Origin of the sequence: Gordonia sp. SGD-V-85 (genome assembly GCF_001456905.1) — a bacterium.
Lineage (GTDB): Bacteria > Actinomycetota > Actinomycetes > Mycobacteriales > Mycobacteriaceae > Gordonia > Gordonia hongkongensis.
The window spans coordinates 261,726-285,452 of sequence record NZ_LNQO01000004.1 but is presented as its reverse complement, the minus strand read 5'-3'; the positions used below and the strand labels follow the sequence as shown (position 1 = coordinate 285,452).

24 protein-coding genes are annotated in these 23,727 nt (G+C 68.6%); 18 read left to right on the top strand and 6 right to left on the bottom strand.

All coding sequences use genetic code 11. The features are described from left to right. The first annotated feature begins 137 nt into the window (after positions 1-137). The 10 genes from stf0 to AS181_RS25120 all read left to right on the top strand — a co-directional run bounded on the left by stf0 (position 138) and on the right by AS181_RS25120 (position 9,695). A complete protein-coding gene (gene stf0 / locus AS181_RS06780; RefSeq protein WP_058250810.1) occupies positions 138-947 on the top strand; it encodes a trehalose 2-sulfotransferase in 810 nt (269 codons plus the stop codon). Then, complete coding sequence (gene cysD, locus AS181_RS06775; RefSeq protein ID WP_264186743.1) at positions 944-1,933, top strand: sulfate adenylyltransferase subunit CysD; 990 nt, start codon at positions 944-946, stop codon at positions 1,931-1,933. Before stf0 ends, cysD begins: the two co-directional genes overlap by 4 nt. Then, on the top strand, positions 1,933-3,855 hold the full coding sequence (gene cysC / locus AS181_RS06770) for an adenylyl-sulfate kinase (RefSeq protein WP_058250809.1): 1,923 nt from the start codon (positions 1,933-1,935) through the stop codon (positions 3,853-3,855). The genes cysD and cysC overlap by 1 nt, the downstream gene beginning before the upstream one ends. Further along, on the top strand, positions 3,852-4,781 hold the full coding sequence (locus AS181_RS06765; RefSeq protein ID WP_388028858.1) for a formylglycine-generating enzyme family protein: 930 nt from the start codon (positions 3,852-3,854) through the stop codon (positions 4,779-4,781). Before cysC ends, AS181_RS06765 begins: the two co-directional genes overlap by 4 nt. A gap of 286 nt (positions 4,782-5,067) precedes the next feature. Next, positions 5,068-5,856, top strand: coding sequence for a lytic transglycosylase domain-containing protein (locus AS181_RS06760; protein WP_058250808.1), 789 nt, complete (start codon positions 5,068-5,070; stop codon positions 5,854-5,856). Between the two features lie 184 nt (positions 5,857-6,040). Beyond that, entirely contained in the window at positions 6,041-7,324 is a 1,284-nt protein-coding gene (gene eno / locus AS181_RS06755) for a phosphopyruvate hydratase (protein WP_058250807.1), read from the top strand. Between the two features lie 12 nt (positions 7,325-7,336). Then, positions 7,337-8,011, top strand: coding sequence for a septum formation initiator family protein (locus AS181_RS06750; protein ID WP_058250806.1), 675 nt, complete (start codon positions 7,337-7,339; stop codon positions 8,009-8,011). Further along, positions 8,008-8,544: a DUF501 domain-containing protein gene (locus AS181_RS06745; RefSeq protein ID WP_058250805.1), complete on the top strand. Its 537-nt coding sequence runs from the start codon at positions 8,008-8,010 to the stop codon at positions 8,542-8,544. The genes AS181_RS06750 and AS181_RS06745 overlap by 4 nt, the downstream gene beginning before the upstream one ends. Further along, on the top strand, positions 8,541-9,488 hold the full coding sequence (locus tag AS181_RS06740) for a Ppx/GppA phosphatase family protein (RefSeq protein WP_058250804.1): 948 nt from the start codon (positions 8,541-8,543) through the stop codon (positions 9,486-9,488). Before AS181_RS06745 ends, AS181_RS06740 begins: the two co-directional genes overlap by 4 nt. Positions 9,489-9,518: 30 nt before the next feature. Continuing rightward, positions 9,519-9,695 (top strand): hypothetical protein, encoded by a 177-nt coding sequence (locus AS181_RS25120; RefSeq protein WP_175404283.1) that lies wholly within the window; start codon positions 9,519-9,521, stop codon positions 9,693-9,695. Between the two features lie 11 nt (positions 9,696-9,706). Here the strand turns inward: AS181_RS25120 and AS181_RS06735 are convergent, their stop codons facing one another. The 4 genes from AS181_RS06735 to AS181_RS06720 form a co-directional block, all read right to left on the bottom strand. Further along, on the bottom strand, positions 9,707-10,204 hold the full coding sequence (locus tag AS181_RS06735; protein WP_058250803.1) for a DUF4395 domain-containing protein: 498 nt from the start codon (positions 10,202-10,204) through the stop codon (positions 9,707-9,709). A gap of 101 nt (positions 10,205-10,305) precedes the next feature. Further along, positions 10,306-10,797, bottom strand: coding sequence for a hypothetical protein (locus tag AS181_RS06730; protein WP_058250802.1), 492 nt, complete (start codon positions 10,795-10,797; stop codon positions 10,306-10,308). 90 nt (positions 10,798-10,887) lie between these two features. Then, positions 10,888-12,102: a fatty acid desaturase family protein gene (locus AS181_RS06725; RefSeq protein ID WP_058250801.1), complete on the bottom strand. Its 1,215-nt coding sequence runs from the start codon at positions 12,100-12,102 to the stop codon at positions 10,888-10,890. A gap of 69 nt (positions 12,103-12,171) precedes the next feature. Then, positions 12,172-13,287: a ferredoxin reductase gene (locus AS181_RS06720; protein ID WP_058250800.1), complete on the bottom strand. Its 1,116-nt coding sequence runs from the start codon at positions 13,285-13,287 to the stop codon at positions 12,172-12,174. 161 nt (positions 13,288-13,448) lie between these two features. Here AS181_RS06720 and AS181_RS06715 point away from each other — a divergent pair, with 161 nt between their 5' ends. After that, positions 13,449-14,111 (top strand): TetR family transcriptional regulator, encoded by a 663-nt coding sequence (locus AS181_RS06715; protein WP_058250799.1) that lies wholly within the window; start codon positions 13,449-13,451, stop codon positions 14,109-14,111. A 34-nt stretch (positions 14,112-14,145) separates the two neighbouring features. Here AS181_RS06715 and AS181_RS06710 read toward each other — a convergent pair whose 3' ends face one another. Then, a complete protein-coding gene (locus tag AS181_RS06710; protein WP_265965881.1) occupies positions 14,146-14,412 on the bottom strand; it encodes an Lrp/AsnC ligand binding domain-containing protein in 267 nt (88 codons plus the stop codon). A gap of 112 nt (positions 14,413-14,524) precedes the next feature. Here AS181_RS06710 and AS181_RS06705 point away from each other — a divergent pair, with 112 nt between their 5' ends. The 4 genes from AS181_RS06705 to AS181_RS06690 all read left to right on the top strand — a co-directional run bounded on the left by AS181_RS06705 (position 14,525) and on the right by AS181_RS06690 (position 18,707). Continuing rightward, a complete protein-coding gene (locus AS181_RS06705; RefSeq protein ID WP_269434027.1) occupies positions 14,525-14,887 on the top strand; it encodes a rhodanese-like domain-containing protein in 363 nt (120 codons plus the stop codon). 199 nt (positions 14,888-15,086) lie between these two features. Next, positions 15,087-16,265 carry an LLM class flavin-dependent oxidoreductase gene (locus tag AS181_RS06700; protein WP_058250898.1) on the top strand — a complete coding sequence of 393 codons (1,179 nt, stop codon included), beginning with the start codon at positions 15,087-15,089 and terminating at the stop codon, positions 16,263-16,265. A 67-nt stretch (positions 16,266-16,332) separates the two neighbouring features. Then, positions 16,333-17,460 (top strand): dimethylsulfone monooxygenase SfnG, encoded by a 1,128-nt coding sequence (gene sfnG / locus AS181_RS06695; protein WP_058250796.1) that lies wholly within the window; start codon positions 16,333-16,335, stop codon positions 17,458-17,460. Beyond that, positions 17,457-18,707, top strand: coding sequence for an SfnB family sulfur acquisition oxidoreductase (locus tag AS181_RS06690; RefSeq protein ID WP_058250795.1), 1,251 nt, complete (start codon positions 17,457-17,459; stop codon positions 18,705-18,707). Before sfnG ends, AS181_RS06690 begins: the two co-directional genes overlap by 4 nt. A gap of 24 nt (positions 18,708-18,731) precedes the next feature. Here the strand turns inward: AS181_RS06690 and AS181_RS06685 are convergent, their stop codons facing one another. Continuing rightward, positions 18,732-19,967: a TerD family protein gene (locus AS181_RS06685; protein WP_058250794.1), complete on the bottom strand. Its 1,236-nt coding sequence runs from the start codon at positions 19,965-19,967 to the stop codon at positions 18,732-18,734. A 216-nt stretch (positions 19,968-20,183) separates the two neighbouring features. Here AS181_RS06685 and AS181_RS06680 point away from each other — a divergent pair, with 216 nt between their 5' ends. The 3 genes from AS181_RS06680 (at position 20,184) to AS181_RS06670 (ending at position 23,716) form a co-directional block, all read left to right on the top strand. Then, a complete protein-coding gene (locus AS181_RS06680) occupies positions 20,184-21,764 on the top strand; it encodes a serine/threonine-protein kinase (protein WP_058250897.1) in 1,581 nt (526 codons plus the stop codon). After that, entirely contained in the window at positions 21,764-22,708 is a 945-nt protein-coding gene (locus AS181_RS06675) for a hypothetical protein (RefSeq protein ID WP_058250793.1), read from the top strand. The genes AS181_RS06680 and AS181_RS06675 overlap by 1 nt, the downstream gene beginning before the upstream one ends. A 162-nt stretch (positions 22,709-22,870) precedes the next feature. Next, positions 22,871-23,716 (top strand): hypothetical protein, encoded by an 846-nt coding sequence (locus AS181_RS06670; RefSeq protein WP_175404287.1) that lies wholly within the window; start codon positions 22,871-22,873, stop codon positions 23,714-23,716. The last annotated feature ends 11 nt before the right edge of the window (positions 23,717-23,727 follow it).

Genomic DNA, 23,727 nt, shown 5'->3' with positions numbered 1-23,727 from the left:
GCGTCGGCACGAAAGCGTCATCTCGGACACGCGATCTCACGACACCCACAGCGCGGTCTCGGTGTCAATGGTTTCGACCCGGCTGCGCGTAAAAGGCCAGCTTGCGGTGCTTTTCCCGCTCGCTAGACTCGTCTTTCATGTCAGCGAAGTCCTCGTCGGGACCGGCAAATTATCTGGTGTGTGCCAGCCAGCGCAGCGGCAGCACGCTGCTGGTGGAGTCGCTCGCCGCGACCGGCGTTGCGGGTCGTCCGGAGGAGTTCTTCCAGTACTTCTCGGATTCCTCGGCGGCTCCGCAGCCGCGTGAATGGTTCGCCGGTGTCAGCGATCCCACCATCCTCGAGCTCCTGGAGCCACTCGATCCCGGGGTGGTGGACACCCGCGATTCGGCCACCTGGCGCTCGGACGTGCGGGCGGCGGGTCGCACGCCGAACGGGGTGTGGGGCGGCAAGCTCATGTGGAACCAGACGCCGCTGCTGATCTCGCGCAGCCGGGTCGCGTCGGGTTCGTTGCGCGGCGCCGTCCGCTGGCTGTTCGACGGAGCCGATCCGCTCTACGTGCACGTCCATCGAGAAGATGTTGTGCCGCAAGCGGTGTCGATGTGGCGCGCGGTGCAGACCCGCGTGTGGCGGCACGACGGCTCGGACACCGACGAGCACGACGAGGCGGTGTATCACGCCGGCGGTATCGCCCATCTCGCCGGCATCTTGAGCGACCAGGAACGACAGTGGCGCAATTGGTTCGCCGCCGAGGGGATCGAACCGCTCGAGATCGGGTTCCGGGACCTGGTCACCGATCCCACGAAGGCGACCGCACTGGTGCTGGAGAAGATCGGGCAGGACCCGGAGCTGGCGCCGCCGCCACCGCTGAAGCCACAGTCCAATTCGCGGTCCAAGGAGTGGGCCCGACGCTATCGAGAAGACGCCGAACGAAACGGATACCCACTGTGACCGCTGTAGACGAGACCTCGCTCGACCGGGCGACCGGCGACCGGGCCCGGCCCGGGGACGCCGACGACTTCGACCATGTGACCGCCATCCGGGTGCTGGAGGCCGAGGCGGTGCACATCATCCGCGAGGTGGTGGCGGAACTGGAGCGGCCGGTGCTGCTGTTCTCCGGCGGCAAGGACTCCATCGTCCTGCTCCGGTTGGCCGAGAAGGCATTTCGGCCCGCGCCCCTGCCCTTCCCGATCATGCACGTCGACACCGGCCACAATTTCGACGAGGTGATCGAATTCCGTGACCGACGGGTCGCGCCGACCGCCGAGAATCCCGAGGGCATCGAACTCATCGTGGCCTCGGTCCAGGAGTCCATCGACTCCGGACGAGTCGCCGAGTCCACCGACCCGTCGGGTTCGCGGAACCGCCTGCAGACCCGCACCCTGCTCGATGCGCTGGAGGAGGGCGGATTCGACGCCGCGTTCGGCGGCGCCCGCCGCGACGAGGAGCGTGCCCGCGCCAAGGAGCGCATCTTCAGCTTCCGCGACGAGTTCGGGCAATGGGATCCCCGCGCCCAGCGACCCGAACCGTGGTCGCTGTACAACGGGCGGATCCGTCGTGGGGAGTCGGTGCGTGTGTTCCCGCTCTCGAACTGGACCGAGACCGACATCTGGCGCTACATCGAGCTCGAGGGCCTCGAGCTGCCCTCCATCTATTTCGCCGCCGAGCGGGAGGTCTTCGACCGGGACGGGATCCTGCTCTCGGTCTCGGAGTACTCACGGCCCCGCGACGGTGAGGAGGTACGGACCGAGTGGGTGCGCTACCGCACCGTCGGTGACCTGACCATCACCGGGGCGGTTCGCTCGCGGGCCACCACGATCGCCGAGATCATCGCCGAGATCAGCGAATCCACCGTCTCCGAACGCGGGGAGACCCGCGCCGACGACCGCACGTCCAGCGCCGCCATGGAAGACCGCAAGCGCGAAGGATACTTCTGATGACTCTCACCTCGCCACAGCCGGTCGTCCCCGCCGGTGACGAAACAAGCACGTCCGCAAGGCAATTCCTGCGGATCGCGACCGCGGGCAGTGTCGACGACGGCAAGTCCACGCTCATCGGCCGGATTCTGCACGACACCGGCAGTCTGCCGACCGATCATCTCGCCGCGGTCACCGACGGCGACGGTGATGTCGACCTGGCCGCCCTCTCCGACGGCTTGCGCGCCGAACGCGAACAGGGCATCACGATCGATGTCGCCTACCGCTTCTTCTCCACGCCCACACGGAGTTACGTCCTCGCCGACACCCCCGGACACGAGCGGTACACCCGCAACATGTTCACCGGGGCGTCGAACGCGCACGTGGCGATCCTGCTCGTCGACGCCCGGCACGGCCTGCTGCGGCAGACCCGACGCCACGCCCGGATCGCAACTCTCGTGGGCGTGCCGCACGTGATCGCGGCGGTCAACAAGATCGACCTCGTCGATTACTCCGAGCACCGTTTCGACGAGATCCGGGCCGACCTCGCCGAACTCGCGGTGCAACTCGGGATCGGGGAGATCCCGGCGATCCCGGTGGCCGCCAAGCACGGGGACAACGTCGTGCACCGCTCGTCGAACACCCCGTGGTACTCCGGGACAACGCTGTTGGAGTACCTCGAGGACGTCGAGCTCCACGCGCCCGCGCCGGTGACCGAGGAACTGCGCCTTCCAATCCAGTGGGTGTCGCGTCCCAGCGAGTCGAACCGGCGCACCTACACCGGCCGGCTCGCCTCCGGAACACTGCGCGTCGGTGACGAGATCGTCGTGCTGCCGTCGGGAAGCCGCTCGACCATCACTGCGCTCGATACCCTCGATCCCACGAGAGACGTTGCGGTGGCGCCTCTCTCGGTGGGAATCCAGGTCGCCGACGACATCGACATCGGTCGCGGCGACGTCATCGTGAGCGGTGCGGACGGAGCGCATGTACCGGTCCTGGCCCGCGAGATCGATGCGCACGTGTGCTGGTTGTCGAACTCGCCGCTGCGGGCCGGTGACCGCGTCGCCCTCAAGCACGGCCCGTCGACGGTCCGCGCCACCGTCCAGTCCCTCGAGCGGCGCCTCGACCCGGACACCCTCATCGAGCACGTCGCCCCCGGTGAGCTCGTGCTCAACGACATCGGCACCGTCACGCTGCGGACGTCGTCGGTGGTGCCGGCCGACCCCTATGCGAGCAACCGCGACACCGGCGCGTTCATCCTCATCGACGAGGCCTCGAACGACACGGTCGGCGCGGGGACGATCCTCGTGCCGCGCGAGGTCATCCCGGGTAAGGCGACGCGCAACGACATCAAGTGGCATCCGAGTTCGCTGGCGCGTGCGGAACGATGGGCGCACACCCGGCAGCGCGGAGCGACGGTGTGGCTCACCGGTCTACCGGCGTCGGGCAAGTCCACCGTCGCCGTCGCGCTCGAGCGGGCCGTCGTCAGCCGCGGGCGCGTCGCCTACCTCCTCGACGGCGACAACATCCGGCACGGGATCTCCGACGACCTCGGCTTCTCCGCCGGTGACCGCGCGGAGAACATCCGCCGTGTCGGCCACGTGGCCCGACTCTTCGCCGACGCCGGGGTCATCGCGATCGCGTCGATGGTCTCGCCGCTGCGTTCCGACCGGGAGATCGCGCGTGAACTGCACCGCGCCGCCGACCTCGACTTCATCGAGGTCCACGTCTCCACGCCGGTCACCGAATGCGAACGCCGCGACCCCAAGGGCCTCTACGAACGAGCGCGTCGCGGCGAACTCCGCGGGCTGACCGGTATCGATGCGCCCTACGAGAGTCCGGAGAGCCCCGATCTGCGATTCGACACCACCGGCGCGGACATCGACCGGCTGGCGTCGCTCATCCTCGGTGCGCTGATGGATCGCGGCATCATGGCGGGGTGAGTTGCTGTCATCCCCCGGGACCCGCGCACGGCGGCCCGGGTGCGCCGTTCCCGCCGGCCGAGCACGCCGGTGGCGGTCCCGGAGTGCACCCGATCGAGACGGTGGACATCCCGGCCGGGGGCTTCGCCATGGGGGACGCGTTCGACGAGGGGTACCGCACCGACGGTGAGCGACCGGTGCACGAGGTCGAGCTCGGTGCGTACTCGATCGACGCGACGACGGTGACCAACGCCGCGTTCGCCACGTTCGTCGCGGCGACCGGACACCAGACCGATGCCGAGCGATTCGGCGGTTCCGCGGTGTTCCACACCTACGCCACCGCGCCGGGCAAACCCGTGCCGGGAACACCGTGGTGGCTCGCGGTCGAAGGTGCGTCGTGGCGCCACCCGGCGGGTCCCGGCAGCCGGGTCGACGATCTGGCCGACCACCCCGTCGTCCACGTCAGCCACCGCGACGCGCAGGCCTATTGCGCCTGGGCCGGACGTGTCCTGCCCACCGAAGCGCAGTGGGAGTACGCGGCGCGGGGTGGGTTGCGCGGCCGACGATATCCGTGGGGGGACGCGGAGCCGACCCCGGAAGAGCCCCGCTGCAACATCTTTCGCGGCGAGTTCCCGGATGCGCCGACCGCCCGGGTCGGCACCGTGCCCGTGCGGGACTTCGAGCCCAACGGCTTCGGCCTGTACCAGTGCGCCGGCAACGTCTGGGAATGGTGCGCCGACACGTTCAGCGCCCGGTACTACCGCGTGTCCGACCGCAGCAACCCGCTGGGGCCGGGCCGGGGAAGCGCTCGCGTCCTGAGGGGCGGCAGCCATCTCTGCCACGACTCGTACTGTCATCGCTACCGGGTCGCTGCGCGATCGCACAACACGCCGGAGTCGACGGCGAGCAACATCGGGTTCCGGACCGTCGGTCCCGCGGCCGGCTGACATCCATCCGGCCGACAACCCGTCCACACGTCGCTGGACACACAGGGCCCGCTCGCTGCGCTCCCGGCGCCCGGGACACAGGGCCCGCTCGCTGCGCTCCCGGCGCCCGGGACACAGGGCCCGCTCGCTGCGCTCCCGGCGCCCGGGAACCGAACTCCACCGCGGTCAGTTGGATCAGCAGACTGTGTGTCGATTTCCGGGAGACCCGATCGGCTGTGCGATCGTGGTTCCCCTCGGGCGGTGTCCGCCCGAAAGTCGTCGGACCGGAGAGGGGAGTAGGGCAGGAATGCGTGTGGAGGGCCGGGATGCGGCGCGTCGGGAGTCGAGGCGGCCGAACCCGTGGAGGAACGGCCTCATGGCCTCGGCCGTGGCGGTCGCGTCGTCGGTGCTGCTGGCCGGCTGCATCGACCTGCCGTCGCTGACCAGGCCGGACATCCCGGAGGGCATCCCGCCGGGGGCGGGCGTGCCCCAGCCCTACATCGACATCAACGCACCCGGGCGTACCGCGGACAGGATGCACGACTGGGCCGTGCCCATCGCGGAGTCCACCGGTATCCCGGTCGTCTCGCTCCAGGCCTACGGCAACGCCGCCGAGATCCAGCGCCAGCAACACCCCGAGTGCGGACTGAACTGGACCACGCTGGCGGGGATCGCCGGCGTCGAGAGCAAACACGGCCACTACCGCGGCTCCGACGTGGCCGACAACGGCGACGTCAACCCGCCCATCCGGGGCGTCAAACTCGACGGCACCCGCGGCAACATGGAGATCCTCGACACCGACGGCGGCGCACTCGACGGCGACGCCACCCACGATCGAGCGATGGGGCCGTTCCAGTTCATCCCGGAGACGTGGAAGCGCTACGGCGTCGACGCCAACGGTGACGGCGTCCCCGACCCCGACAACATCGACGACGCCGCCCTCTCGGCGGCCCGCTATCTGTGTGTCTCCGCCGGCAACGACATGACGACGCCGGAAGGGTGGGAGAAGGCCGTCCGGACCTACAACAACTCGATGGCCTACGTCCTCGACGTGCGCGATCACGCCAACGCCTACTCGATCAACGTCCGCTTCTGAACCCTGCCGGGAAGGCCTTCTGCGCTTGCGTCGACCTTGTCACGTGCGGCTTCGGCGCAGCCACTAGGCTCTTGCCTATCGGCCGGCACCAGACCCGGCCGTCGTCGGCGTAGGCGGCCCCGTCGGAGGACACATCTCCTGGGATCACGCCGACGAACTCGTCCACCGAGATTGGGGTGCAACCGTGGCAATCATCGAGCAGGTAGGTGCGCGTGAGATTCTCGATTCGCGGGGCAACCCGACGGTCGAGGTCGAGGTCGTCCTGGATGACGGCACCTTCACCCGGGCCGCCGTGCCGTCCGGGGCGTCGACCGGCGAACACGAGGCCGTCGAACTGCGCGACGGTGGCGACCGGTACCTGGGCAAGGGCGTCACCAAGGCCGTCGAGGGTGTCCTCGGGGAACTGGCCCCGGCCGTGATCGGGATCGAGGCCGAGGAACAGCGCCTCGTCGACCAGGCACTGCTCGACTGCGACGGCACCCCCGACAAGAGCCGTATCGGCGCCAACGCGCTGCTCGGTGTCTCGCTCGCGGTCGCCAAGGGCGCGGCCGAATCGGCCGGGCTGCCGCTGTTCCGTTACATCGGCGGACCCAACGCCCACATCCTGCCGGTGCCGATGATGAACATCATCAACGGTGGCGAGCACGCCGACAACGGCATCGACTTCCAGGAATTCATGATCGCCCCGGTCGGCGCGCCGACCTTCAAGGAGGCGCTGCGGTGCGGTGCCGAGGTCTACCACGCCCTCAAGGGCGTCCTGAGCAAGCAGGGCATGAGCACCGCACTCGGCGACGAGGGTGGCTTCGCCCCCGACCTGCCCAACACCGAGGCGGCCATCGCGGTCATCGGTGAGGCGGTCGGCAAGGCCGGCTACAACTTCGGCCGCGACGTCGTCATCGCGCTCGACGCCGCAGCGACCGAGTTCTTCTCGAACGGTGCCTACAAGCTCGAGGGCAAGGAACTCGGCGCCGACGAGATGGTGTCGTTCTACGAGAAGCTCATCAGCGACTTCCCGATCGTCTCGATCGAGGACGGTCTGTCCGAGGACGACTGGGACGGCTGGGCCAAGCTGACCGAGTCGATCGGCGACCGGGTGCAGCTCGTCGGTGACGACCTGTTCGTCACCAACCCCGAGCGTCTCGAGGAGGGGATCTCCAAGGGCATCGCCAACGCGCTGCTCGTGAAGGTGAACCAGATCGGCACCCTGACCGAGACCCTCGACGCCGTCGCACTCGCGCACAACAACGGCTACAAGACGATGATGAGTCATCGGTCCGGTGAGACCGAGGACACCACCATCGCCGACCTCGCCGTCGCCTGCAGCTGTGGACAGATCAAGACCGGCGCTCCGGCCCGCTCCGAGCGCGTCGCCAAGTACAACCAGCTGCTGCGGATCGAGGAAGGACTCGGCGACGCGGCACGGTACGCGGGCGACCTCGCCTTCCCGCGTTTCTCGTTTGGTTCGTGATTAGCTGTCTGCATGGCTTCGCAGCGACGTCACCGCGGTGACGGGCGTCAGCGTGGGCGCGATCGTCGGGTAGACGCGCGCTCACGCGAACGCGCCCGTCGCACGCGGCGGCACGCTCGTCCTGCGTCGTCGGCGGCGCCCGAGGAAGCGGTCGAGGCGGCCGGGCACGAGGTTCCCGCCGATCTCGACGCACCGGTCGCCGACGACACCTCGGATTCCGGGGTCCGTCGGGTGGCGCCGGAGCGCGTGCCTCGAACCCGCCGACGTCCGGCCCGCGCCGGCATCGGCGCCCGCCTGCGTGGTGTCGAGATGACCCCGGCCGGCCTTGCGACGCTCGTCATCACCGTCGTGGTGGTGTGCGTGGTGGCACTGACGCTCGCGATGCCGCTGCGGACGTACTTCAGTCAGCGTTCGGAATTCCGTCAGCTGACCGCGTCGAACGAGCAGCTGCAACGCGAGGTCGCGGACTATCAGCAGAAGGTCAACGAGCAGAACGATCCCGCCTACATCGAGGCCCAGGCGCGGACGCGCCTGCAGTTCGTCAAACCAGGAGAGATCCCGCTCGTGATGTTGTTCCCCGCCGACGAGGCACGGCGCGAGGCCGCCGAACGTGCCGAAGAGCGCGCCCGCGCACCGTGGTACGGAAATCTCTGGGACACGCTGTCGACCCCTCCCGGCGTGCAGTGAGCTCCTCCTCCGGCCACGGTGTCTCCGCGGAGGATCTCGCCACGGTGGCCGCCCAGCTCGGACGCGAACCGCGCGGGGTCCTCGAGATCAGCTACCGCACACCTGACGGGAAGCCCGCGGTCGTCAAGACCGCGCCCCGGCTGCCCGACGGCACACCGTTCCCGACGTTGTACTACCTGACCGATCCGCGTCTGACCGCCGAGGCGAGCCGCCAGGAGTCGGCCGGTGTCATGAAGGGCATGACCGCGCGCCTGCACGACGACGCCGAACTCGCCGCGGCGTACCGCCGTGCGCACGAGGACTATCTCGCCGAACGCGACGCGATCGAACCCCTCGGCACCGATTTCACCGGTGGCGGTATGCCGGACCGGGTGAAGTGCCTGCACGTCCTGATCGCGCACTCCCTGGCCAAGGGCCCCGGGCTCAATCCTCTCGGTGACGAGGCGGTGGCGCTCGCGGCCGCGAACGGGTTGCGCGGCAGCGCGATTCCGGAGGACTGGCCCGAGCCGTCGGATACGGGGACCGACGAGTGACCGTCGTCGGAGCCGTGGACTGCGGCACCAACTCGATCCGCCTGCTCGTGGCGAAGCCGGGCCCGGACGGGCGACTCGTCGATCTCCATCGTGAGATGCGTGTGGTCCGACTGGGTTACGGCGTCGACGCGACCGGGATGTTCGCCGCGGAATCGATCGAGCGGACGCGGGTCGCCCTCAGCGACTATGTCGACACGATGGAAGCGCTCGGCGTCGAGAGAGTGCGGATGGTCGCCACCTCCGCGACCCGCGACGCGTCGAATCGCGACGAGTTCTTCGCCATGACCGCCGATCTGCTCGGGTGCGTGTCCGCAGGCGCGATCGCCGAGGTCATCACCGGCGACGAGGAGGCGCGGCTGTCGTTCCGCGGGGCAGTCGGCGAATTGGATTCGGCGGATGGGCCTTTCGTGGTCACCGACCTCGGCGGCGGTTCGACAGAAGTCGTCCTGGGCGATGCGGACGGTGTGACCGCGGCGTACTCGGCCGACATCGGGTGTGTTCGGCTGACCGAGCGTGCTCTGCCGTCCGACCCGCCCACGCCGGCGGAGCTGGCCGCGGCGACCGAATTCGCACGCGCACGTCTCGCCGAGGCGTTCGCCGCGGTGCCGGTTCAGTCCGCTCGCACCTGGGTGGGCGTCGCCGGCACGATGACGACGCTCGCCGCGCTCGGTGCCGGCCTCCCCGAGTACGACTCGGACGCGATCAATCTGTCGACGATCTCGCTGCCCGAACTCGACCGGGTCTGCCGGAACCTGATCGGTATGACACGCGCCGACCGCGCGGCGCTCGGACCGATGCACCCCGGGCGCGTCGACGTCATCGGCGGCGGATCACTGATCACCCTCGAGCTCGCGAGAGTGCTGTCGGAAAGTGCCGGTATCGACGAACTAGTCGTGAGCGAACACGACATCCTCGACGGGATCGCGTTGGGAATACTCGACTGAGCAATGCTCGATCCAGTTACCATGCGTCGCATGGCATACAACCTGCGTTGCCCCTGCGGTGAGTCCATCACGGCCCTCGAAGCCGACTTCGTGCCGTCGGTCCAGGCCCACCTCGCCGCCGAACATCCCGGCCGCGACTACAGCGAGACCGAGATCATGATGGTGGCCATGACCGTTCCCGACCGTTCGGTGAAGTCCGACGGCTGAGCGGCGTCGGATCAGACGGCAGCCGGATCGCGCAGCGAGATGTTGTTGCACGCCTCGCAGACCGACTCGGGGATGACACCGCGGCGCTGCAGGAATCCGAAGATCGTGCAGCCCAGGCAGAAGCCGAAGACGGCCTCGAGCGTAGCGGCGGCGATCAGCACGCCCGTGGCGATTTGGGCGGCGAGCCCGTAGCCGAGCAGGCTGAGCACGAAGGCGGTCCCGCTGACGACGAGGCCGATGGTCTGGGCGAACCGCTTGGGCGGCCCCGGGACCAGCTTCTCCTTGCGGATGATCTTCGGCACGAGGAAGCGCACCGAGAGTTGCCCGAAAGGCGACAGGGTCGGTCCCGATGCCACACGCAGCGCGAACCCCAGGGCGAGGATGCCGTAGAGCACGGGCGTGTTCGCCGACACCGCGATGATCGCGAGGACGACGACCAACCCGGCGGTACTGCGCGCGGCGTAGTCGTTGACCGGGTTCGGGAACGTGAGGACAGAGCGCACCGACATCGGGCAACAACCTCCGGAGAGCGGGGACAATCGCCGACCAAGGTACGTGCGACGGCCCCATCGGGCAACGATTGCGCCCAGGGTGAATCGATCGGCGCCGGTCAGGACCCTGCGGTCGGGTCCATTCGCGGCTCGGACGCGGCGATGTCCCGCGGGTCGTCGACGTCCGGTTCGTCCTTGTCGGTCTCGCCGCCGTCGGAGGCGAGTTCCGCCTCGCGGGAGACCTCGCCCTCCTGGTCGATACCGGCCTGCTCGCCGACGTCGATGCGGTCTGGCAGTTCGTCCATGTCCACTCCGGTCACCTCTCTGGCCTGTTCGGATTCGGCGTACGGGGCCGAGGTGTCCACCTCGGACGATGCGTCCGCGAACTCGGCGTCGATGATGCCGCTCGCGTCGTATCGCGAGTGCGCGTCGGCTTTGGCCTTGCGGGCGGCCTCGCGCATCTCGAACCCGTCGGTCACGATCTCACCGATCTCGCGGGTCACGCCCGCAACGGCTCCGGTGATGATGGTCGCTATCCGGCCGACATGGGTGGCCGTGGACTCGATCAATTCCTGGAACAGATCCTTGTTGCGTTCGATGCTGTCGACCATCGCTTCGGGAATCCCCCTGCAGTTGGTTGCGGCTGGAGCCTGATCGGTGTGCCCAGAGCCTACCCCCGGGGCACACCGATCAAACCGGCGTCAGGCGACCGAGGCGGGCTTCTCGCGCTCGACGATGACGGTGAGATCGTTGTCGTCGCGCGTCATCCAGTTGGGCAACGACAGCTTCGCGATCTTCTTCCAGGTCGACGCGAGCTGGTGGCTCAGCGAGCCGGTGTTGTACGGCAGTCCGTAGCGTTCGCAGATCTCCCGGACCTCCGCGGACATCTCGGGGTAGCGACTGGCCGGGATGTCGGGGAAGAGGTGGTGCTCGATCTGGTGCGAGAGGTTGCCGCTCATCACATGGAACAACGGGCTGCCGGTGATGTTGGCCGAACCGAGCATCTGCCGCAGGTACCACTGGCCCCGCGTCTCGTTCTGGCATTCCTCGGACGTGAATGTCTGTGCACCGCTGGGGAAGTGGCCACAGAAGATGATCGAGTAGGTCCACACGTTGCGCACCAGGTTGGCGGTCGCGTTACCGATGAGGGTCGGGACGAACAGCGGGCCCGTGAGCGCGGGGAAGACGACGTAGTCCTTGAGGACCTGACGACCGGCCTTGCGCCACATGCCTTTCAGCAGGCCTTTGACGTCACTCCACTTGCGCTTGCCGGCGATGACGTTCTCGGCTTCGAGGTCGTGCAGCATGACGCCCCACTCGAAGAGCAGCATGAGGGCGGTCGCGTAGCCGAGGTTGCCCAGGTAGTAGGGGTTCCACTTCTGATCGCGGTCCATTCGCAGGATGCCGTAACCAATGTCGCGGTCCTCACCCAGGATGTTGGTGAAGGTGTGGTGCAGGTAGTTGTGGCTGTGCTTCCACTGGTCGGCCGGACAGACGGTGTCCCACTCGAACTCGCGGGAGTTGTAGGTGTCCTCGCGCATCCAGTCGTACTGACCGTGCATGACGTTGTGGCCGATCTCCATGTTGTCGAGGATCTTCGACACCGAGAGGGCGCCTACCGCGGCGATCCATGCGGGCGGGAAGAACCCGAGGTACATGAGTGCGCGTCCGCCGATCTCGAAGCCGCGCTGGGCGCGGATCACCGAGTAGAGGTAGTCGCGGTCCTTCTGGCCCAGGTCGGCGACGATCCGGGCTCGCAGGGCGTCGAGGTCCCGCCCGAGCGCTTCGACCTGCTCGTAGGACATGACGACGGTGTTGGGATCGTCCGCGACCTTCTGGTCGGCGCCGACGCGGTGCAGCGCGGGCAGGTTGTCGTCGATGGTGGTCTCGATGTCACGGCTGATGTCGATGGTCATGGCATTGCCTCCTTCTCGGAGAGGAGATGTGGCTGGGAAGGGTGGATCTGGGGGATCAGCTCGCGGGCATCAGATGTCGATGTCTACCGAGCCGACCGGCGCGCTGATGCACAACTGGATCTGGGTGTCCGACTCGTCGTCGATCTCGCCGGTCAGGACGTTGCGGGTGCACCCCGACTTCTTCGTCGCGACGCAGGAGAAGCAGATCCCCATCCGGCACCCGGATTCGGGCGTGAGCCCGGCCGTTTCGGCCTGGTCCAGGATCGGACGGCCGTCGTTGGCCGCCGACGTCCCCGACGAGGAGAACGTGACCTCGCCCTCGACGGAGTCCGGGTCGACGGCCGGGATGACCGGCGCGAAGGCCTCGCTGTGCAACGGCTGGCTGATGGCGAGTTCGGCATGGACCCGTGCGACCTCGTCCATGAGGGCGGCGGGGCCGCAGACGAACACGTCGGCGTCGGACAATCCCGGGATTCCGTCGAGGTGGTCGGCGCTGAAGTGTCCGTCGTCGCGCGTGTGGTACACGCGCAGGTCGAACCGGGGATGGCTGTCCGCGAGTTCACGCAGCTCGTCGCGGTAGGCGACGTCGGCCGGGGTGCGCGCATAGTGCACGAACGTGATCGGTCCCGCGTACTGTCGGGCGACGAGTGTTCGCGCCATTGAGAGTACAGGTGTAATCCCGCTGCCGCCGCTGACGAAGACCGCCGACGTCGGGTCGGTGTCGGGAAGCACGAACTCGCCGTCGGCGGCGGACAGCCCGACGACGTCCCCGGCGCGGGCGTGCTCACGAAGGTGGGTGGACACGAAGCCGTCGTCGTGTGCGGTGATGGTCAGCTCGATCTCGCCGTGCGGGCCCGCGGCGGCGTTGGCCGGCGAGAAGCAGCGGGTGTGCCGAACGCCGTCGATGACCACCTTGAGCTGCACGAACTGGCCGGCCTCGTGGCCTCGCCACTGACGGGTCGGACGAATGGTGAGGCGGACGGTGCGCGCCGTGGGACGCTCGACACGGGTGATCTCGCCGCGCAGATCGCGCCAGGTGATCATCGGATCGAGCAACTCGAGGTAGCGGTCGACCGGATGCGGCGACAGCGCTGCCTCCACGATCGAACCGACCAGACGGCTCCACCGGCCGGGCTCGGCGCCGGTGCCGGCGCGGGTCTGGTCCTGGGGTGTGCGGATGCTCATGGGCTGGGCTCCGTTCGGTCTGTTTCGGTGTACATGTGTACACCGGCAAGTGTGACACAGCGCGATGGTCGATCGTCAAGTGTTCGCTGATGTGACTGCCGTCACGACACCGCCTGTGCCTCTCCGCCGCGTCGGCTGACCCGACGCATAGACTCGGATGCGTGACACGCACGCGAGAGCCGAGCCGGCGCGATGCGCAGACCCGTGCGGACCGCAAGAACCAGACGCGACAGGCGTTGCTGGACACCACGCGGTCACTGGTCGGCGAGCGCAGTTTCGGCAGCATCAGCCTCCGTGAGGTCGCCCGTGGCGCCGGGATCGTGCCGACCGCCTTCTATCGCCACTTCGCATCGATGGAGGATCTCGGGGTCACCGTCGTCGAGGACTCGATGCGCGTCCTGCGACGGGCGCTGCGTGAGGGACGACGCGACCTGGCGGCGCGTGACGCCCTGCCCACCGCACAGAACTCGCTGGCCATCCTGCTGCGGCACGTCCGCGAGAACGAGTCGCAATTCCGGTTCCTGGTGCGCGAGCAGCGGGGCGGCATCGCCGAGATCCGTCGTGCGATCGACACCGAACTCCGGTTGTTCTCCAAGGAACTCGCGATCGATCTCGCCCGTATCCCGGACCTGGCACGGTGGCAATCAGACGACCTCGAACTGGCAGCGGAGCTGATCGTCATCATCATGCTCACCGCGGTGGCCGATCTGCTCGACGGTGAGTATCGCGGACGTTCCGCCGAGCAGGAGATCGTCGAGCGCACCGAGCGACAACTCGTGATGGTCTTCCTCGGTATGGGTCAATGGCGCCCGTCGACCGACTGAGCGGCGGGGATCGGACGCCCTGGTAGTTGCCGACCTACAGCTTGGCGGCGCTCTCGGTGAGTCCCGACCCGCTGGGCGGGAGTAGCGGGCGAGGTGGCAGCGGGGAGGAGTAGACCACATTGGTGGTGACGCTGCCGAGGGTTCCGACCATGCCGCTGACCCGTTCCAGGTGCTTCATGTCGGTGGCGACGACCTTCATGATGAAACAGTCGTCGCCGGTGACGTGATGCGCCTCGATGACTTCGGGTAGCTCCGCGAGCAGGGTGTGCAACGGCTCGTACCTGCTGCTGGGATACCGCAGCCGTAGGAAGGCCAGGATCGCGAACCCGAGCCGCTCGGGGTCGACGCTGGCGCTGTAGCCGCTGAATCACCCCGAATTCTTCGAGGCGGGCTTCGAGACCGATGCGTCCGACGTGCACGCCGATCAGGAACGCGGTGTGAACTTCGTCTTGATCGACTCACGAGGTGAGGCGGCGTGGGCGCAGGGGCGCATCGTCGGAGCCGTGCACATGCCGACGTCACAGATCGCCGCGCGCGCCGTCGACGAGATAGCAACGAGCACACCGGTTGTGACGTACTGCTGGGGGCCCGGATGCAATGGTTCGACGCGGGCCGCGCTGGAGTTCGCCAAGCTGGGTTACCGGGTCAAGGAGATGATCGGCGGTTACGAGTACTGGGCGCGCGAGGGCTACCCCGTCGAGAATGATCACAGCCGGATCATCAGGTCCAAAGACCCGCTCACCGCGCCACTGGACTCGGTGGTCTGTGACTGCTGAAACAGTCGTATCCGCCGACGCCTAGCGGCCGGGCCCCGCGGTTGTCGATTTGCCCTCAGGGCGATTTCAACTGTGGTCCGTCGACGCGATGGTGCCGGACACTGGGCCGAGGCACCGCGCCGGCCCACTCGCCTCGAGGCGGGAGTCGAGGCGGTGTCGTGCTAGTCACGTGCCGACCCGACCGAAAGGTGCCCTCGCGGTGTCTCTGCATTTCCACTGGTTCCTGCCCACCTACGGCGACTCGCGCAATCTGATCGCGGGCGGACACGGCAGCCAGATGACAGGGGACCGGCCGGCCGATCTGCGCTACCTCAAACAGCTCGCCGGCGCCGCCGAGGCCAACGGCTTCGAAGCCGTCCTGACCCCGGCAGGTCTCTGGTGCGAGGACGCCTGGCTGACCACCGCCGCTCTGATCGACGCCACCGAGAGCCTCAAATTCCTGGTGGCGTTCCGCCCCGGGCTCATCTCGCCGACGCTGGCCGCCCAGATGGCCGCCACGTTCCAGTGGCATTCGCAGGGCCGCCTTCTGGTCAACGTCGTCACCGGCGGCGAGTCGAGTGAACAGCGCGCCTTCGGCGACTTCCTGGCGAAGAACGCGCGGTACGAGCGTTGCGACGAGTACCTGGAGATCATCCGGCGACTCTGGACCGAGGAAGAACCCGTCGACGTGGTGGGGAAGTACCTGCGCGTCGAGGGTGCGCAGCTCGGACGTCGTCCCGATCCGACGCCGGAGATCTTCTTCGGCGGATCGTCGCCGGCCGCCGGTGACGTCGCCGCCAAGCACGCCGACACCTACCTCACCTGGGGCGAACGTCCGGACGCGGTGGCCGAGAAGATCGCGTGGGTCAACGGCCTCGCGGCCGCGCAGGGCCGGGAACTCTCGCACGGCATCCGTTTTCACGTGATCGCCCGCGAGACGTCGGAGCAGGCCTGGGCCGAGGCGGCCCGTCTGCTCGGTGCGCTCGATCCGGCGCAGGTCGCGACCGCCCAGCAGAATCTGGCGCGCTCGGAGTCCGAGGGTCAGCGACGTATGTCCGAACTCCACGGTCGTGGAGCCGGTTTCGCCGACCACAACGATCCGCACTCGCTGGAGATCCACCCCGGCGTGTGGGCCGGGGTCGGACTCGTCCGTGGTGGTGCCGGCACCGCTCTGGTCGGCTCCTACGACGAAGTGGCCGCACTCATCGCCGAGTACGCCGCGCTCGGACTGGACCACTTCATCCTGTCGGGCTATCCGCATCTCGAAGAGGCGTACCACTTCGGCGACGGGGTCCGGCCCGCTCTCGCCCGGCTCGGACTGCTCGACCCGGCGTCGGCAGGCCCGTCCGAGGCCGTGCGCACCGCGTTCCTGCCGCGTTTGCAGGCCGCATCATCCTGATCGACAACACTTTTCACCTTCACCACGTCCCTTCTCGCCATGTAACCGACACCTCGCGGAGGTAGCCATGTCCACCGAGTCCATCGCGGACCAGATCAAGTTCGCCTACTGGGTGCCCAACGTCAGCGGTGGCCTGGTCACCAGCACCATCGAGCAACGCACCGGCTGGGACTACGACTACAACGTCAAACTCGCGCAGACCGCCGAGAACAACGGTTTCGAGTACGCGCTGTCGCAGGTGCGGTACGAGGCAAGCTACGGAGCCGAATACCAGCACGAATCCACCAGTTTCAGCCTCGCGCTCCTGCTCGCCACGCAGCGGCTGAAGGTGATCGCGGCGGTGCACCCGGGGCTCTGGCATCCGGCCGTCCTGGCGAAGCTCGGCGCCACCGCCGACCACCTGTCCAAGGGTCGCTTCGCGATCAACGTCGTCAGCGGCTGGTTCAAGGACGAGTTCACCCACCTCGGCGAGCCGTGGCTCGAGCACGACGAGCGGTACCGGCGCAGCGGAGAGTTCCTCGAGGTGATCCGCAAGATCTGGACCGAGGACGAGGTCGACTACCGCGGCGACTTCTACCGCATCCACGACTTCACGCTGAAGCCCAAGCCGCTCAACACCGTCGAGCGTCCGAACCCCGAGCTGTTCCAGGGCGGGAACTCCTCGGCCGCCCGCAACAACGGCGGACGGTACGCGGACTGGTACTTCTCCAACGGCAAGGACTTCGACGGCGTGACCGAGCAGCTCGACGACCTCCGCGCCGTCGCACGTGCCCACGAGCGCGAGGTGAAGTTCGGGCTCAACGGCTTCATCATCGCGCGGGACACCGAGAAAGAGGCCCGCGACACTCTGCGCGAGATCGTCGAGAAGGCGAATCGCCCTGCGGTGGAGGGCTTCCGGGACGCCGTCCAGCAGGCCGGGAACTCGACAGGCGACAAGAAGGGCATGTGGGCCGACTCGTCGTTCGAGGACCTCGTCCAGTACAACGACGGCTTCCGGACCCAGCTGATCGGCACCCCGGAGCAGGTGGCCGAACGCATCGTCGCCTACAAGCGTCTGGGCGTCGACCTGATCCTCGGCGGCTTCCTGCACTTCCAGGAGGAGATCGAGTACTTCGGTGAGAAGGTGCTGCCTCTGGTGCGCGAGATCGAGGGCGCCCAGAGCGACACCGCCCCGACGCCTGCGGGAGTGGCGTGACCGCAGTGAGCCAGGCGCGGGTCCGGTCCGCCGTGCGGATCGGGTCCGAGGCCGAGGCGCTGTCGATCGCGCGCGAACTGGCCGCCGAATTCGCGGTCGGGGCGGCCGAGCGCGACCGCGAACGTCGGTTGCCCCATGCCGAGATCGACCGTCTGTCGCAGTCGGGGCTGCTGGCACTCACCGTCCCGGCTCGGTTCGGTGGTCTCGACCTGCGTCCCAGTGCGCTCGCCGAGGTGGTGTCCATCCTGGCCGCCGCGGACGCGAGCATCGCGCAGATCCCGCACAGCCACTTCGTCTACCTCAACCTCGTCCGCCTGTCCGCGGGAGAAGTGTTGCAGGAGCGCATCTTCGCCGACGTCCTCGCCGGCGGACGGGTGGCCAACGCTCAGTCCGAGCGGGGCGGCAAGACCATCGCCGACATCTCGACACGGTTGAGTCCGGTGGCCGATCGAGCATCGACGCTATTCGTCCTCGACGGTGAGAAGTTCTATTGCACCGGTTCGTTGTTCGCGGACACCCTCGCCGTCCTCGCGCGGTTGGACGTCGCCGTCGGCGACGTCGCGCCCGGGGAGTACGTGGCGTTCGTCCCGGCCGATGCCGACGGCGTGGAGATCGTCGACGACTGGGATGCGGTGGGACAGCGCACGACCGGCTCGGGGACCGTCCGGTTCAGCGGGGTCGGCGTGGGTCTCGCGGATCTGGTGGCGCGCGCACCGGCAACATCGGCGCCCACCGGTTACGGCGCCTTCGCCCAGCTGCTCCATGTGGCGATCGACGTCGGTATCGCCCGCGGTGCGCTGCGCGCGGCGTCGGAGTTCGTGCGTACGAAGTCGCGACCGTGGTTCGAGGCGAATGTCGAACGGGCAGTGGATGATCCGCTGTTGGTGCAGCGCTTCGGCGAGTTGGAGGTCGAGGTCGCGACCGCCGAGGCGACCCTCGCCGCGGCCGGTCGAAGAGTCGACGCGGCAGTGGGAGGTACCCCGGAATCGTCCTCGCGCGAGTTGGTCGCGGAGGCCTCGATCGCAGTCGCGACGGCGAAGGTGGTGGCCGACCGGGTGGCCCCCTCGGTGGCGTCGGCCCTGTTCGAGGTGAGCGGGACCCGCAGTGCCGCCGGTGGTGGGGGGCTGGATCGCTTCTGGCGCGACGCCCGGACGCACACGCTGCACGACCCCGTGCGATGGAAGTACCAGCACATCGGGCGCTGGGTTCTGCGCGGCGAGGAGCCGCCCCTGCACGGCGTGATCTGACCGCGGGGGCGTCCGGCGTCGGCGTCAGAGGTAGCGGCCGACGAGCGGCACGGCCTTCTTCGGGGTCTTCGCGTTGAAACCGTCGCCGATCGCACGCAGTTTCCACTCGCCGCCGTCGCGGGAGATGACCGCCATCGCGACCGCGGTGAACGGCATCCCGCCCTTGAGGGTGTAACGGGCCAGCTCGGCGGAGGTCGTCTCGTCGACGAGCCGGCAGTAGGCGTTCTCGATCTTCTCGAACGTGTGGCCCCGGTACGACGTGACGATGAACATCAACGCGTCGATCTGGGGTGGGACCGACTGCAGCGCAACGCGGATGACCTCGTCGTCGCCCTCGCCTTCACCGGTGAGGTTGTCGCCGGAGTGCAGGATCGAACGGTTCTTGCTGTTGAGGTGACCGTAGTAGACGGTCTCGACGCATTTCCCGCCCGAGAACATGAGCACCGAGGCGTCGAGGTCGATCGAGCCCCGGCGCCCGAATCCGCCGCGCACCGGATCCCACCCGAGTCCCATCTGGATGTCGGTGAGTGCCACGCCACCCTCCTTGCGGAGGGTGACCTTCTGGCCTTTCGCCAGGCTCACCGGGGCGCCCTTGCGCAGGCTGACCTCGGCGGGCTGCGCCGGGGGTGCGGGAGCAGGCGGTCCGGGTGCAGGGGGCGCGGGAGTGGGCGCCGCCGCCGGGGGCGCGGGTGCCGGGGGAGTGGGAGCCGACGGCTGCGAGTAGCTGATCGGCGCGGGCGGGGCGGGTATCGGTTGCGGCTCGTCGTCGACGCTCACCCCGTGGTCGCGGACCAGGTCGGCGAAACCGCCCGCGTATCCCTGACCGACGGCACGTACCTTCCACTCGCTGTTGCGTCGGTACACCTCGAGGGCGATGACCACCGACTCGCTGGTGAGGCCGGTGACGGTGAAGTCGTACAGCGGCCGGCCCGCTTCGTCGGTGACGTGAGCGACCGGCGGTGCGAAACGGCCGAAGGTCGACGACGCGTCGTCGAGCGTGATGACCGCGCGGACCGCGTCGATGTCGGCAGGTACTCGAGCGGTCGAGATGTGCAGTCGCGCAGAACCTGCGGCGGCCTGTTCCAGCCGGACGCCGGGCCCGGTCGGCTGGTTGTAGAAGACGAAGTCGTCGTCGGTACGCACCACCCCCCGGTCGGTGACCAGGAGGGCCGACAGGTCGGCGGCGGTCGCGAGGTCCACCGAGACGATGACATCGGGGGTCGGCAACGGGCCGTTCTGGCCTTTGGTCAGAGCAGACATCTCCGGGCGTTTCCTCACATCAGTCGGGCCGAGTCCGTATCGGCGCCGGGAGCGGAGCGAGCGGGCCGAGTCCGTGCCGTCCGGGTGGACGGCGTCACCAGGCACAGCGTAGTCACGCGACGGCGCGGGCTCGGGGCCCGACGCGACACCTGTACTCGGAAGGTGCAATCGAGTGGTCGACAGACGATGTCCGATTACCGACATATGCTCCTGCGTATGGCTGGGAGTCGGGTCAACACACAGTTCGGGCCGTACCGCCTCGACGAACTACTGGGCCGCGGTGGGATGGGCGAGGTCTACCGCGCATACGACACGACCAAGGACCGGGTCGTCGCGCTGAAGCTGCTCAACCCCGGGCTGGCACACGATCCGATGTATCAGGAACGGTTTCGCCGGGAATCGCATGCCGCGGCCCGCCTCGGCGAACCGCACGTCATCCCGATCCACGACTGGGGCGAGATCGACGGCGTGCTGTTCATCGACATGCGGTTGGTCGTCGGAGAAGATCTACGCGCGCTCCTGACGCAGGAGATGCGGCTCCCGCCCGAACGCGCGGTGTCGATCATCGAACAGGTGGCCGCGGCGCTCGACGCCGCACACGCCGAGGGGCTCGTGCACCGCGACATCAAACCGGAGAACATCCTGGTCGGGGCGAACGACTTCGCGTATCTCGTCGATTTCGGCATCGCGCATGCCGCCGAGGACACCCACCTCACCCAGACCGGGACGGCCGTGGGATCGATCGCCTACATGGCCCCGGAGTTGTTCGACGCCGCCCAGGTCAGCGCGGCCAGCGACATCTACGCCCTGGCCTGTGTGCTTTTCGAGTGCCTGACCGGGCGGGTGCCGCATCCGGCGAAGACGGTGAGTGCGGCGATCAAGGCGGCCGTACTGTCACCGGCCCCGTCGCCGAGTGCGGTCAACGCCGACGTCCCGCCGGCGATGGACGAGGTGATCCGCACGGCCCTGGCCGCCGATCCCACCTCCCGTCACGATTCCGCGGTCGCGCTCGCCCGCGCGGCTCGCAGCGCGCTCGCCGGGGGAGTGGAGGGGGTCCGGCCGGGGCCGGGGCCGGATCTCGTCAAGGCGTCGCCACCGCCTCCGGAAGCACCCACCGGTGTCGTCCGCGCTCCGGACACGGTCATCGCGCCCACCGACCCCGGGTACGAACCGACCCTCGTGCGGCACACGACGGGCCCCGAGGCCGGAGCCGGGACCACGCAGTTCTCCGGGCCGCAGCAGTTCTCGGGGCCGCAGCAGTTCTCGGGGGCGCACAACTACGCAGGACCGCAACCCGGTCCGCCGGTGTACGGGCCGTCGGGGTATCCGCCCGCCTATCCGCCGCCGCAGCGACGCTCGGTCGCGATACCGGTGCTGATCGGGTTGATCGCGGTGGCACTCGTCGGGCTCGCCGTCCTCGGCGGCGTCCTGATCGCCGGCTCGGGTGACGATGCCGAGACCCGGGCCGACGAGGAGCCGACGACACCGACCGTGACCGAGACGGTGGCGCCCCCGCCGACCGTCCAGAACGTTCCGCCGGCGCCGCCGGCCCCGGCTGCGCCGCCGCCCGGTTCGAGTCCGTGCGATGCGACGGTCGGGATCGGTACATCGGTGACCAGCTGCCCGTTCGCGTTCGCGGTGCGCGATGCGTATGTGGGAGCGGGTGCGCCACGGTCGCCGCGCGTCGTGGTCGCGGTCAGCCCGGTCACCGGGCAGGCCTATGCGATGAACTGCGTTCCCGAAGGCGGGATCGTCGCGTGCCGGGGAGGCAATGACGCCCTGGTGCACATCTACTGATGGACACCACCCGACGGCCGTTGTGGCCCACGCGGACTCGGCGGAACCGCTGCATCGTCGTGCTCGGCGCGCTCGCGCTCCTCGCCGGTTGCTCGACCGAATCCGACCCGAAACCCGTTGTGCCGGTCACCGTCACGGTGACCGCCGACCCATCGGCGTCAACACCCGCCGCACGCGCTACAGACATCCCGACGTCGTCGGCGGCCGTCGCCTCCGGGTCGTATGGAGGCCTCGCGGCGAGTTTCCGCAGGGTTGCCGCGTCGACCGGACTGACGGTCGGCATCGCGATCGCACCGGTCGGTGGGTCGGCCGTCCCCGGGCTCACCCTCGGCGATGCGACACCCCGGGTGGCGTGGTCGACGATCAAGGTCCCGCTCGCGGTCGCCGCAGAACGGGCGAACGGCCCGGGCCCGGCGGCGCGGGCGGCGATCGTCGACTCCGACAACGCCGCCGCGGAGAGCCTCTGGTCCTCGCTGGGCGGCGGACAGGCGGCAGCCGACGCCGTCACCGCGGTGCTGCGGGACGGCGGTGACACCACGACGGTGGTCCCGGCGACGCAGCGTCGTGCCGGTTTCACCGTGTTCGGGCAGACGGTGTGGTCGCTGCCGGGGGCCGCGACGTTCACCGCCGGCTTGCCCTGCATCTCGGGTTCGCGACAGGTCGTCGCCCTCATGGGTCAGGTGGGCGGCAATCAGCAGTGGGGAATCGAGATCATGCCGGCGCCCCGCGCAACTGCGGTGAAGGGTGGTTGGGGTCCGGGAGTTTCCGAGGGATACCTCGTCCGTCAGATCGGAATTCTCACCTTCCGCGACGGCCAACGTGCGGCGGTGGCGATGAGCGCGGTCGGGGGCTCGATGTCGGGGGGTATCGCCGCGCTGAATTCGGTGGCGAACTGGCTCGACACCAACCTCGCCCGTCTTCCGCGCGGCCGCTGTTCCGCCTGACCGGTCCTCGAAGCGGTGTGACCCCGGTCCCAGCAAGGTTCCGATTGGGTATACAGCCTGGTCCCTGGTGCGTAACCGCCCTAGTCTCATGTGTCTGAAGTGACTCAGGAGACAGATGTGAAAGTTGTGACCAGGATCGGCGTGGTGTTCTGCGCGGTGGCGATGTCGATGGTGATCGGCGCGGGCTCGGCGACGGCGATACCGCTCCCGGTGTTGCCGCCACTGCCGGAACCCTTCGCCACGTGGTTCAAGCCACCGGAGCCGCTCGACAAGAAGCTCGCGAAGAGCTATGCCGCACTGACGAAGTCGATGCGGAAGTCCTTGCCCGGCCAGCTCGGGATCGCGATCGTGCCCGTCGGCGGGGACGAGGTCATCTCCCTCGGGTCGCTCAAATCGGGACGTGCATGGTCGACGATGAAGGTTCCGGTGTCGCTCGCCGCGCAGCGCAAGCGCGGTCCCGCGGTCGCCGCGATGGAGGACAAGGCGATCACCTTCTCCGACAACGATGCAGCCGGCGAATTGTGGGGGGTGCTCGGCGGCGGGCACGCGTCCGTCGACGCTGTCAGTGCGGTTCTCCGTGAGGGCCACGACGTCCGGACGCACGTGTCCTCTGAGGTCGACAACCCCCCGTCGTACCCCGGTCACACCGCGTGGGCGTTACGCGACCAGGCGATCTTCGGCGCTCACCTGCCGTGTCTGCCCGACAGCGAACACCTCATCCGGCTGATGAGCGCCGTCGCCCCGAATCAGCAGTGGGGTATCGCGAAGGTGGGGCGCAGTCAGGGAGCGGTGACCGCCGTCAAGGGCGGCTGGGGTCCGGCGACGTCGAAGTCGTCGGCGCATCTGGTGCGGCAACTGGGCATCATCACCACGACCAGCGGCCAGGTCGCGGTGTCGATGGCGGCGATCCCGCGGAGTGGATCGTTCACCGACGGGACCAAGATGCTGACCCGGCTCGGCAACTGGCTCGGAAAGAACCTGGCCGACCTCCCCAAGGGTCGATGCTGATCGCGGGCCGT